Source organism: Bacillus sp. RSS_NA_20 (genome assembly GCF_020165915.1).
Lineage (GTDB): Bacteria > Bacillota > Bacilli > Bacillales > Bacillaceae > Bacillus > Bacillus altitudinis.
The window spans coordinates 540922-553304 of the sequence record NZ_JAIUKW010000005.1 but is presented as its reverse complement, the minus strand read 5'-3'; the positions used below and the strand labels follow the sequence as shown (position 1 = coordinate 553304).

Below are 12383 nucleotides of genomic sequence, written 5' to 3'. Positions count from 1 at the left end.
TTCACATTTTCTACTTGTCAGTCTTTGTACCTGATGGATTGATTGTACCACTGAATCTTTTGTACCTGCTAGCTCGAATACGCTCCTGTTGAACAAAAAAAGCCCCCCTCAAGGAGCCTCTTGTCTATGCTTATTTGACAATAAATAAAATTCGTTTCCCGTCAGGATACTCGCTGATTTGATGCCCGACCCATGAACCAGCGCCTCTATTATCTGATGGACTGACATATTGAACGCTCGCCCCCTTTCCTCCTTCAAGACACACTGCCATCGGCCATTCATCCCGGTCAAAACCAGGTTTTGTGGGAATTCCTTTTAATGATTCTTGCCTGCGGGCATCTGCCCCATTTCGGTCAATGGTACACACATCTGAGTGCCCTTTTCGAATAGCTTCTTGAATATGACTGCCTGTTTCAGGATACCGTTCCTTAGGAAATTGAATCACATGATCATAACGATCTGCCCCTTTTGCGGAACGATCCTCTCCAAAACCACCTAATAACGCACCCATCCAAATGACAAAACAAAGAACGACAGCAGCGATCCAGCCTTTTCTCATTTTCAAAAGCTCGTGACCTCCTCATACTTTTGATGAAATGATGTTGACTTGAAGGAAATGAGTCATTTTTAATGTATGAGTGGCTGCGTGATGACATGTGAAAAACATGTGCTGAATCTGCCTAGCAAAAGATTCATAAGAAAAAGCGAATGATTTCTTCATCATTCGCCTTGTTCTACTTAAGATATTTCATCTACTCTATATAATATTTCATTTTGCGAAGACATCTCGGACGGCATCCCTTCTTCAGCTGATGAGGATTGTTTATATTCTTCTGATGAGATGACTGTACCATGTGATTTAATCCAGCTCACCAATTTGCTGTTAGCTGATGACTGATTGTCTGGTAATAAAAAGTATTTCACCTTTCCTTGTTGAATAAGTGCTTTTAATTTATTGACAGTCAAAATAGGATCTGTCCCATTAAAACCGCCTAAAGCCATGACATTCTCATCTTCATCAATAATATATGGCGCTGCGGTAACAGTCGTAAGCGTTGCAAATAAATACGTTTCTCCTGTTTGATGCGCCTTTAAATAAGTGAGTAAGCCTTGATTGACACTAGATGTAAACATGTTCCCTCCTCGTGAACTAGCCAGCTGAACACCTGCCTCTGGAAGAACAGCATTTCCACCATATATGATTGGGGTGGCGGACCAAAAACCTGGAATCAGTAACAGCGTTGTCAAAGCGGTGATGAGCAGTCGTTTCATGATCAATTGTTTTTCTCTGTACATCAGCAATAGGATAGCGATACTTGTTCCCGCAATCGCAATGGCATACATCCAAATACTACTGATTTGAGTCGTATAGTTACTCAAAATATACCCTTGGAAGATGGCTGTAACAGCGATTGCTGCTGGAAGCAAATACGCAGATACTCCTTTGTTGGCCTTAAATAACTCTCCCATCTTCTTAGCTCCTATGCCGCATAGTGCTGCAATAGGCGGGGCAAGCATAATGAGATAGTAATGGTGAAAGAAACCCGCAATACTAAAGAATCCGGCAGCAGGAATCAGCCATGCTGTCCAAAACATCGTTTGTTTCCATTCATTTAATTGAGCTTTTCTCTCCTTCCACCAGCTGATGATCATCCCTAAAAGTCCAAACAAAGCAAACGGCAGCATCCAGCTGATTTGACCTGACAATGCAGATTGAAATAAACGAAATATACCGGGATTCCCAGTGCCATACATATTCATGCTTTGTTGACCTACAGCACTTCCAGGCGGAGAACCACCATCTGGACCATGTTGAGGTGGCGTCATTTGATTTTGGGGTGGTGGCGGCTGATTTCTGTTTGACTGATCCTCTGACGAATCGCCTAATCCAGAATTGTCTGGCATCACCATACCTGCTTGCTGGTTCATGTCACCAAAGGATTTCCCTGTCGTCTGACCAAGCAGCCGTTCCGTGCCGTTATACCCAAAGGCAAGTTCTAACACTGAATTTGTTTGACTGCTTCCCACATAAGGGCGCTCACTTTCAGCTGTCATATCTACAGTAACTGCCCACGATAGAGATAAGCAGGCTAATACGACGATCGAGCATAAGAGCGAGAAAATTTTCTTTTTTAACGGTACGCGAGCAGCAATAAAATAGTAGAAAATAAATGCTGGAACGACCATAAACGCTTGCAGCATCTTCATATTAAATCCTACCGCTACCAAAGCGAAGGCAATAAGAAGCCAGCGCATCTTTCCGCTTTTTACAGCACGCATTAAGAAATACGTACCCGCAAGTAATGTGAAGACGAGCATACTGTCTATATTGTTTGTTCTGCTCACAGCTGCGGCAATTGGCGTGAGAGCCATAACGGCCGCTGACACCCTTGCAGCACCTTGACCGAAAGCCGGTTTTATCATGAGATAAAGAAGAAGAACAGATCCCACTCCAGCAAGTGCCTGCGGCAATATCACACTCCATGTATGAAAGCCAAAAATAAGTGCACTGATGGTTTGAATCCATAAAACGACGGGTGGTTTATCAATTGATACGAATCCAGCTGCATCAAATGAGGCATAAAAAAAGTGATGGAAGCTTTTGGACATACTTTTGACTGCAGCTAAATAATATTGATTGGCACTGTCATTCTGCCAAATTTGATAGGTGTAGAGAAAAGCTGCAATCAATAAAATCAACAACAATATCATATCTATTTTTTTATTTTTCACTCATATCTCTTCTTTCTTTATCATTTATTTCATTCAGCATAGCTTTTAAATATGAAATAGTGATGAACAAAAAAAGAAACTTTTCTGCATTTGACGATAAAAAAAGCCTGTCCCCTGTAAAGGAAACAAGCTGATTGTTCTATTTTTATTGCGCCTTCGCATAGTTGATAAATTCAACAAAGGCAGCAGTCGCTTTTGGTCCGCCGTTGATCGTTCCGTTTGAATAACCCGCATTATGGACCCCGACGATTTGTTGGTTCTGATCTAGCATCGCAGAGCCAGAGTTTCCGCTAAATGTATCGATCGTATAGTATGCGAGATTCGTATCTTCTCTCGTGACTGGACCTGACATTTCCCATTGTGACACTTTGCCAGTCGATCTCATTTTATCACCTGGATATCCAGAAATTTTAATCGTTGTACCTGTTAGATTTGTCACTTGACGAATAGAGCGATAGCCGACCGTATTTCCAATGTTCGTATCTGTTTTAATGACGGCAAAATCATATTGACTCGCCCCCGTGTTGATATATCCACTTGGTACATAGAATTCGGTCATGTTTGCTGAGCCGTTCACGGCCGTGCTGTCATTCATGCCTGGGTAGACAGACCCTTTTGCACTATAGCTTCTTGTGGCTGTATTGTAGACGCAGTGTCCGTTTGTCAATATTTTGTTTGGAGCAATGAGTGTTCCTGTGCAGCTAGATCCACCAAATGTAATATAGGCAATAGAATTATAGGGTGCTACTCTTGTATTCGTCACTTTTGTTCTACCATCGTCTCCTATAACTACTTTTGTTTGAAAGTCTTTTAAATATTTTGTGAGTGGTTTTACTTTTTCGCCAATAGTAGAAGAGAGATCATCCACTTTGTCAAAGGATGAGGGGGTTTTCATATCGTTGTGGAAGTCAGCTGAAGAAATCACCTTTCCGTCAGAAGTCACCATGTCATAATCAGACGTAAGTACTGAATCAGATGCTGCATGGGCAAAACTAGGCACACTTAAAGCACCAAAAACGAGTAGAGAAGGGATTAATTTTTTCACCTTTTTCATCATATTCCTCCTTTATGTCCTATATCAAAAATGATACGATTGTTTCATATTGGAGTAAATGAGAGAATATTCTTATTTTTTACAAAATATTTCATTTGTAAATTAGGTGTTTCGTATCTTCCAAATATTTATTCTAGCGATCTCTCTATGAAAAAAGAAAAACCGCCAATTTGGCGGTTTCAACATGATCAGCTCCATACATCTTTTACATATCTGTTGTCATTGGCTAGAGATGTCAGCCATTGTTCAGCTGTTTCTTTCGCACACTGTTTCTCAGTCTGATACAGTTCAATAAGTGTTGCCTCGACATCTGGTGCCATGACCTTTCCATCCCCGCAAATATACAGGTAGGCGCCTTTGTCGAGCAATTCAATGAGCTTGGCTCCATCATTTTTAATGAAGTGCTGGACATACACTTTTTGCTCCTCGTAGCGAGAGTAAGCACGGTGGATGGTGACGACTCCTTTTTCTTCTGCAAGCTGCATTTCGTCATAATACAGATCATCTTCATGCGGGTGGCGGCAACCAAAATAAAGATGGGCTTCACCTAACGACTTCCCTTCATTTTGCCATGCTTCCCTTGCCTGAATAAACCCTCTAAACGGGGCGATACCTGTTCCTGGTCCAATCATGATCATTGGTATTTCAGGAGAAGGCGGCAATTCGAATCCTGCTTGAGCTTCATGAAGGAAGCATGCCACTTCATCTCCTTCTTGCAGTCCGCATAAATAGTTTGATGCGACCCCTGCGTATTCACCGCGTCCGCTCCATGATTTTCCTTTCACAACAGCTACTGTGATACTAAGCCTCTTTTCATCTACCTTTGGCGAACTGGAGATCGAGTAATAACGAGGCTTCAATCCTGGTAAAAGGGCTAAAAAATGATCAAATGGCAGTTCACATGCTTCGTATTGTTCTAGTAAATCAAGCATGGTCACACGCTTCTTTAATACAGCTTCTTGATAAATTTCTCCCGCCATTTGTTCAAGTTCAATACGATGAGGTGGGCATACCGTATATTTTGCAAGATCTCTTAGCTGAGTACGTGTCACAGGCTCTTGCAACTCTACATGTGACGCCAACAATTCTCCGACTTGAATTGGCTGATTTAATGGTAAATGACTTGCCTCTTTTTCCGAAGAGAGTATCATGTGCTGCTTGGGATCCAGCTTAAAACGATCGGACACTCGCTGAACGAGTGTTGCACTATTTTTTGGCACGATTCCGATATGATCTCCTTCTTTATAGTGCTTGCCTTCAGGTAATTGAAGTTCGATATGCCTTGTTTGGCGGGTACTTTTTTCAGATTGTAATTCTTGATTTTTCAATACAACAGCTGAAAAGGCACCGTATGTTTTAGCTACAGGACGTTCCACTAGCTCATTCGTATATGCAATGGATAGGTTTGGCTTTTCTTGGCGTTTCTCCTGCAAGGTTAAATTGAATTCTTTTGCAAGCTCATCGAAGACTGTCTTCTGGAATGTTTCTTTATCTTCATCCATATCACCGCCCGCATCGCCTTCACCAATATCCGTTACACGCTTCGCCCCTTTTCTTTCAAGTGCTTCATCAATCAGACGAGGAATACGCTGATACGTGCTCGCCCAATTTCGATCCCCACACCCAAAGACTGCAAATGTCACATTTGATAGATCCTGCTCATCATCCTGCGTCACCCAATCCACAAACTGTTTCGCATGATCAGGCGGATGACCGTTGTATGAAGCCGTTACAATTAAAACTGCGCCTGACTCTGGTAACTTTCGAGTATAATCATCAAGCGGTGCCGTTGTCACGTCAAACCCTTTTGCTTTCCCGTCTTCAGCAAATTCGTTTGCCATCTGCTTTGCTGTGCCCAGATTTGATCCGTACAAGACCAATAGCGGTGTTCCATGACTCGCTATTTTTGCTTCAGCAGATGCCGTGCTTTTTGTTGGTTCTTCTTTCGGAGGCGCCATAAAGAATTGCTGCTTTCTTGGCCGCACTTTGATTTTAAAATCATTCGGCTTAATGGTCAGAGATTCTTTTAAATCCAGTTCATACGACGTATGGTCAATCAGTTCAAGGTTGTGCAGAACCATCGCCAGAACCATCGTGGCTTCATGAAGGGCAAATTGCATCCCAATACATGCACGCTGGCCATTTCCGAACGGTTTATAGGCATGCTGTGGAATCTTTTCAGGATGCATAAAACGTTCAGGCTTGAATTCTTCTGCATCCTCCCCCCAAACCGCTTGATCCCGATGTATTTTAGGAAGCAGCACACTGACACTTTGGTTTTTTTTGATCGGATATTTCCCTCCAATGACTGTATCCTCTTTCGCATAAAGAGAGAACGTAGGCGCCGTCGGCCAGAGGCGAAGTGCTTCATTTAAGACCATACGCGTATAACTTAGTTTTTGAACCTGCTTAAATGTCGGCAGGCCGCCTTGTAGCACGTCGTCTGCTTCTTGTGCGGCTTTTTTTAATTTGTCTGGATTCTTTAGTAAAAAATAAATCGCAAATGATAACAATCCGCTTGTTGTTTCATGACCCGCTATTAAGAAGGTAATGATTTGATAACGGATATTTTCATCTGACAGGCGTTCACCTGTTTCAGGATCCTTTGCATGTAGCATGAGAGACAGTAAATCATTGCCCGTTTTATCTTGTTTTTTCCGTTCTTGAATAATGTCATCTACTAATTGCTTCATAAAATCAACATCTTGTTCAAATTCTTTTCTTCTTTTGATCATTAATTTATCTGCGACCGGCAATCTACTTGCTTGATCCATCGCTTCATTTAAGCCATTTAGCATGCTTTCAATAAATGGATGTTGATTTTCTTTGTAAAAGCTGTTAAATCGAAAATCAAAACCGCATAGCCCGATCGTATCTAAAGTGAGCTTTGTCATATCCTCTGCTACTTCAATTTCGTCATCACGGCCCGTTCTTTGCCATTTTTGTACAAGCTGTGTGGCAATATCGAGCATCATCTCATGATAGCCTTTCATGGCCTGCTGGCTAAACGCCGGCATCAAGATGTGATGAGCCTTTCTCCAATTCGGCTCTTCTGTCCAACTTGTAAATAACCCATCCCCTGAAAATGTTCTCACTTTATTGAGACTGCTTCCAATGAATTTATCAAAACGCCTCTCATCAAATACTTCTTTGGCAAGTTCATGGCTGGAAACAAAAATACTTGTTGCTTTTGAAAATTCAAACTGAAAGATCGGCCCTAATTCATCTGCCAGCCGCCAAAAGGTTTGAGAAAGCTCTCCTTTTTTGATATGAGGAATATTTTTTAAAGGTCCGTATGTTTTTGGTTTTGGAATGATTGATATTTGTTGCATGTGCCCACTCCCTTTATTTCTTTATGATGCAACGCTAATGGCACGCCATAAGCATTGCTCAATATCTTCTAAAAATTCAATCGTTGGTTCAATTTCCTCTGCTAGAATCTGTTTATGAAGCTGAACGAACGCTCCAAATACAATGGATAAAATCGTTCTCCCTGAAAGATTTGGATGAATTCCATCCTTTTTGCCTTCTTCAAAAATATGAAATAGCTCATTTAATAGCTGCTGCATCTTCTCTTTACTTGTCTCATCTAAATAGTGTGAGCGTTTGTCAATTTCTAAGAAGTACAGACCACTTGGGTTCTCTTTTGTAAAGAGCACTAAGCAGTAAAAGACATGTTTGAAATAAGCCCTGATACTTGCTTTAGGGTCTGGACTGTTTGTATTCACCTTGTCGATAAATGCAGTCAGGCTTCGCTGGTATAAAATGTTCACAAGAGCCTCTTTACTATCAAAATAACGATAAATGGTTCCTGCTCCAACATTGGCTCTTTTCGAAATCATCGGCATCGTTGTACCGTCAAAACCCCGTTCAATAAATAAGTCCAGAGAAGCCTTCATAATCTGCTCCTGTTTATCAGTAGTTGCTGCGGGCATTTCATTCTCTCCTTTCGTTTTATCAGGAATGAATGTTCATTCCGCTTGATGTATATTATATTAATATTTTAAATTCTTCTATTTATACTTAAACATACTTATTTTTCTCCGTCACTACATTTTCAGAAAATAATAATAATTGAGAAATGATACCTAGATAGATGACATCCAAATGACTTATAAATATTGGCAGTTCTGTGACGCGCGGGTGTCGTCTGAACTATATGTTCATTCTTGGTCAATTGGAGAATGGATGTGATCGTCATATGTATCAATGTATAAACTGCCATTACTTGAACGAACCGCATAAACAATGTCTTTTAAAGACAGCTGCCTTTTTTGAATTTCTTCATATATCCACTGCTCCGTTAATTGGTTTTCATGAAGGTTTTTCAAAATGAGCTTTCCGTCCATAATGACTTCAATGGGCATGTAACGCTCTGCCTGCATCCACAGGTTAAGGTCTTTTCGCGTGACATAATCAAATGAAGGGTATTTTTTCACTGACATATGCCCATCTGTTTCAATCATTGCAAATTCAACTTCACTAATGTCAAACACATTCTTTTCTCTGAGCTGTTGATTTAAATAATCAAGTGTATACCTCATTCCTTTCATATTCTCTTCAAGGATTTTGCCATTTTGAATCACAAGCGTTGGTTTACCGGCCATAAAACCTCTCATCTTCCGGCTTCTTAAAGCAAGTAAAGAAATCACATAAATAATGATCACAAGTGTAATAAAAGAAATGGTTGTGTGATGAAGCGGAAGCGTAGTATTAAACGCCAAGTTCGCCGCAATTGAACCTAGACTGATCGCCGCAATGAAATCAAAAATATTCATTTGCGCAATGGTTTGCTTTCCAAGAAGACGGGCACCGCCGAATAAAATAGCAAAAGCAAATATGGTTCGAAGAATGACTTCAATGTGATCTGGCATTTCAGCTTCCACCTTTCGATTTCATGAAAAAAAGCCTTTTCTTTAGAAAAGACTCTTTGTTAGACTATGCATTTATTCCGTCATTATTCAAATGGGCCGCTTCTGTTTGCTCAAATTGTGAACGCAGCTCAATGATTGAGCTGTTTCTCACGTTTACTGGATCTTGCTCGAGTAGCCATGTATAAAATCTTGCTTGCTCTGCTGTTTGCAAAGCCTGCATATATTTTTGGGTGGAGCGCTTATCTGCAACACGCTGTTTAATGGATCGCATTTGCTTCCAAAATTGATAATAAGGAAGCTTTAACTTGGTCATAAAGCCGCTGTTATCCTCAATGACATAGCCTTCTTCTTTGATTGTGTCATCATGTGATACAGATTGATACCATTTATAGAAAGAGGTCCAATCATGAAACACTGCCACTTGCTGTTTGCACCGCATGCCAAGCTGTTCACTGAGCCTTTTCACTTCAGCAAATGGTTCTTTTTCATAGCTCAGCTGACGCTTCACGATATCAAGTAAAATGAGTTGATCATGATCATATGTGATAATATGCGGATCTTTCCCTGGCAAAATGACTTCAAATACAAGGGATACATGGTTGTCGCGTACGTATGATTTGATGTAATCGACCTGCACATCGTCAAAGGTCGCATAAAATAGCTCTTCGACCCAAGCAGCATGCTGATTTTGCTTCACATGTGACGTATACGATTTGGACGTAAACACCAGTTCATCTTTTATGTCGTTAAACCCAACCGTGCCTAAGTATCCATTTGCTTTATCATAGACCGTCACAGGAAATTGAAGATGATTCACTAAATGCTGCATTCTGGTTTCAGGACGTTCATCAATATTAAAGAACTTATTATAACTTCTAGACACAATCTGCTTTGAAGTCATATTGATAAACAACCCTCTTGCTTTGACATTTATTTCATCCCATTGTCTTTCACTAAATGCTTTTTTGGTGAAATTAAAAGATGAAATATCGTGTGGCAGCTTTAATTCTTGTACATATTCATGCTGATCTAAATGGGATAAAAAATCATCCAGCGTCACATTGGGCTGAACAAAGACCGGTTGCTTGTTTTCAGAAGCTCTGTAGACAGGATTGTCAATTTCATGTGTCTCAATCCCGCCTGCTGTAATTTTTAACACACGCAGCTGTCCACCAAATTCAACCTGACCTTCGAGGTTATAAGATCTTTCCGCCGCTTGGATAGGCAGTCTATATAAATTGCGATGACCGTGAATTTGAATGATATCTAATCCAGAAGTATTTTGCACAAATAAGTGGTCAATGTCATCTGAATATTCACCTACTCCGTGAATAAGCTGCTGCGTTGAGACATGCAGAAGCTCTTCTGGCAAATGGGCAAGCCCACCATGGGTGACAAGAAATGTCTGACCATGATACGTAAAATAGGTGAGCTGATGAAATGTTCTGACAAACTTCCTTAATTCTTTTAGGTCAAAACCTGCTTCTGCAATTTCAGGCGCAGTATGACGGTTAAACATATTACTTCTCACTTTTTCTTCATGTGCATATTTGTAAAGATGCTGATCATGATTTCCTTCAATGACGATCACATTGCGGCATTCTCTATGTGCCAGCATCCATTCTAACACTTCCTTGTTTTCTATTCCTCTATCAAGCAAATCACCTGCAAAGATATAAAGCTCGTTTTCTTTCAAGTCTCCTTGCAAATAAGTATTTAGAGCTGTGTAACAGCCGTGAATATCACCGAAGACGTGAATGGCCTCATACTGATCAAAAGATCTGGGCTGATAAGTCATAATAGCTTGATATTCCTCAGGCGTCAAAACGGTTACCCATGAAGGCACCTTCTCTGTCTTTAACCGTTCATTCATTTGATATAACACAGATTCCTTCACTACTTTGTGCGGCTCTCGACCGCGATTTTGCAGCAGGGATGTTTCAAGAGGCACTTGCGTAAAATCGACGACATACACTCTATAGCGATATGAAGTAGCTAATGATTTATACTGCGAAATGGACTTACTTGTGACATGTGTTGCATCAATGACAGTAAAGTCTCCTCGTTCCATTCGGGCTGTGAGGAGTTCAAATAATAAAGACCAGACTTTATGATCATGTTTGCTTGAAATTTCCGGCTTCCCATTGACTGATAACTGCGGAGGCTGGGTTAACAGACGGATCTGATCCGCTGATAATGTATATGGTTCTAACCCTTGTTCTTTGATCCAAGTTGATTTACCTGCACCTGGGAGACCTCGTAAAAGGACTAAAGTTCTCATAATGGTTCTCCTTTAATGAGTGATATTTTACCTATTATAGATAAATTATGGATAAATCTCAATCTTTTATTGAATATGGTAATATATAGATATCAAAAGGAGGGGTTACATATGTCTAATGAAGAGAGTGCTGCATTCTATGTTGGGGATATCGTATTCCAAGTATTTTCTCTTCTATTCATCGCATTGATCGTGACCATCATTGTGATTGCCATTCGAATGATAAGAAGAAAACAAGTGGAATTAAAGAAAGTAGAGGCTAGATTAAACAGAGTGGTTGAAAAAAATCATTTAAAAGAGTAAAAATCCGGGAGTTAGCCGGATTTTTGTGTTTTCATTACGATCCCTTGTCGCTGCTGCATCAAAAAGAAAAAGACACCTAAAAGGACAAGAAGACCACCGAACATTTGCAGCAGCGTGACTTTCTCTCCAAGCAGTAAAACAGCGAGTATCGTTGCCCCAACAGGTTCTCCTAGAATACTCATTGAAATAGTTGTCGCATTCACATAGGTTAACAGCCAGTTGTTAATGACATGGGACATGGTAGGGATAATGGCGAGCAGTAAAAAAATCCCCCATTCTTTACCCGAATAGCCTACAAAAGGCGTTTGCTGTATAAGGTTAAATAAAATTAAAAAAAGGCCGGCAAAACCAAATACACAAAAACTATAAATCCAATGAGATATCTTTCTCACAGCTTGTTGACCGATTAATAAATAACAAACAACAGCGATTACACTGAAAAAGGATAAAATGTCTCCTATAATGGCGTCTTGGCTATGTCCGATATCCCCCCATCCGATCATGAGCGCACCAACAATCGCCGCACACATTGTGAAAATGGCTGACTTCGTTGTTCGTTCACGAAAAATGAGAAATCCGCCTAATAATGACACCATCGGCTGAAGTGCAATGATGATTGTAGAGCTCGCCACTGTGGTGAGCTTCAATGAGCCGAACCACAAAACAAAATGGAGCCCTAAAAAGAAACCTGACATACATAAGAAAAACCAGTCTCTCCGCTTTAACGAGACAAACTCTTTTTGACGCGGCAGAATAAACGGAAGCATCAAAACCGCCGCAAATATCATTCGATACATACTTAAAATAGCAGCAGGCGCACTTGACCACTTCACAATAATGGCCGAAAACGAAATCGCAATGATGGAGATCACAAGCGGCACCGCAATCGACTTCTTTGGAGCATTTGTCTTCATTTCCATTAGCAGCTTCCTTTACATCAGCAGTAGATGAGCTTCTCATCTTGTATGACGTCATCTTACTATGACCATTCGCCTAGAGGCAAGATGAATTTTAAGAATGTTTACATAAAAAAAGCTTTCTTCAGGAAAGCCCCAGATTGTTGACAAAGGGCTAAAATGAACTTGATTTTAGCCCTTTGTCTTCTTTTCAGCGTGATAGAAAACCTTTGCAGTCCTAG

At 40.6% G+C, this 12383-nt stretch carries 9 protein-coding genes; 1 reads left to right on the top strand and 8 read right to left on the bottom strand.

The genetic code is table 11. The annotated features are described in order from the left end of the window. Positions 1–130: 130 nt before the first annotated feature. The 7 genes from LCD32_RS08325 to LCD32_RS08295 form a co-directional block, all read right to left on the bottom strand. Positions 131–511 carry a NucA/NucB deoxyribonuclease domain-containing protein gene (locus LCD32_RS08325; RefSeq protein WP_224564554.1) on the bottom strand — a complete coding sequence of 127 codons (381 nt, stop codon included), beginning with the start codon at positions 509–511 and terminating at the stop codon, positions 131–133. 227 nt (positions 512–738) lie between these two features. Continuing rightward, a complete protein-coding gene (locus LCD32_RS08320; RefSeq protein WP_224563495.1) occupies positions 739–2733 on the bottom strand; it encodes a glycosyltransferase family 39 protein in 1995 nt (664 codons plus the stop codon). Positions 2734–2878: 145 nt separating this feature from the next. After that, complete coding sequence (locus LCD32_RS08315; RefSeq protein WP_008343827.1) at positions 2879–3787, bottom strand: trypsin-like serine peptidase; 909 nt, start codon at positions 3785–3787, stop codon at positions 2879–2881. A gap of 188 nt (positions 3788–3975) precedes the next feature. Next, positions 3976–7119: a bifunctional cytochrome P450/NADPH--P450 reductase gene (locus LCD32_RS08310; protein ID WP_224563486.1), complete on the bottom strand. Its 3144-nt coding sequence runs from the start codon at positions 7117–7119 to the stop codon at positions 3976–3978. A gap of 21 nt (positions 7120–7140) precedes the next feature. Next, positions 7141–7722, bottom strand: coding sequence for a TetR/AcrR family transcriptional regulator (locus tag LCD32_RS08305; protein WP_007499369.1), 582 nt, complete (start codon positions 7720–7722; stop codon positions 7141–7143). 228 nt (positions 7723–7950) lie between these two features. Beyond that, positions 7951–8661 carry a DUF421 domain-containing protein gene (locus LCD32_RS08300; RefSeq protein ID WP_035700916.1) on the bottom strand — a complete coding sequence of 237 codons (711 nt, stop codon included), beginning with the start codon at positions 8659–8661 and terminating at the stop codon, positions 7951–7953. Between the two features lie 64 nt (positions 8662–8725). Further along, complete coding sequence (locus LCD32_RS08295; protein WP_224563484.1) at positions 8726–10942, bottom strand: RNA ligase; 2217 nt, start codon at positions 10940–10942, stop codon at positions 8726–8728. Positions 10943–11053: 111 nt separating this feature from the next. On the opposite strand from LCD32_RS08295, the gene LCD32_RS08290 reads away from it, so the two are divergent. Beyond that, positions 11054–11245, top strand: a complete 192-nt coding sequence (locus LCD32_RS08290) for a hypothetical protein (protein WP_224563481.1) — start codon at positions 11054–11056, stop codon at positions 11243–11245. A gap of 11 nt (positions 11246–11256) precedes the next feature. Here LCD32_RS08290 and LCD32_RS08285 read toward each other — a convergent pair whose 3' ends face one another. Next, positions 11257–12165: a DMT family transporter gene (locus LCD32_RS08285; RefSeq protein ID WP_224563478.1), complete on the bottom strand. Its 909-nt coding sequence runs from the start codon at positions 12163–12165 to the stop codon at positions 11257–11259. Between the last annotated feature and the right edge of the window lie 218 nt (positions 12166–12383).

Excerpts from the sequence above, each read along its gene's own strand:
- LCD32_RS08325 (WP_224564554.1), bottom strand. The coding sequence starts at position 511 with ATGGGTGCGTTATTAGGTGGTTTTGGAGAGGATCGTTCCGCAAAAGGG.
- LCD32_RS08315 (WP_008343827.1), bottom strand. The coding sequence starts at position 3,787 with ATGAAAAAGGTGAAAAAATTAATCCCTTCTCTACTCGTTTTTGGTGCT.
- LCD32_RS08310 (WP_224563486.1), bottom strand. The coding sequence starts at position 7,119 with ATGCAACAAATATCAATCATTCCAAAACCAAAAACATACGGACCTTTA.
- LCD32_RS08305 (WP_007499369.1), bottom strand. The coding sequence starts at position 7,722 with ATGCCCGCAGCAACTACTGATAAACAGGAGCAGATTATGAAGGCTTCT.
- LCD32_RS08300 (WP_035700916.1), bottom strand. The coding sequence starts at position 8,661 with ATGCCAGATCACATTGAAGTCATTCTTCGAACCATATTTGCTTTTGCT.
- LCD32_RS08295 (WP_224563484.1), bottom strand. The coding sequence starts at position 10,942 with ATGAGAACTTTAGTCCTTTTACGAGGTCTCCCAGGTGCAGGTAAATCA.
- LCD32_RS08290 (WP_224563481.1), top strand. The coding sequence starts at position 11,054 with ATGTCTAATGAAGAGAGTGCTGCATTCTATGTTGGGGATATCGTATTC.
- LCD32_RS08285 (WP_224563478.1), bottom strand. The coding sequence starts at position 12,165 with ATGGAAATGAAGACAAATGCTCCAAAGAAGTCGATTGCGGTGCCGCTT.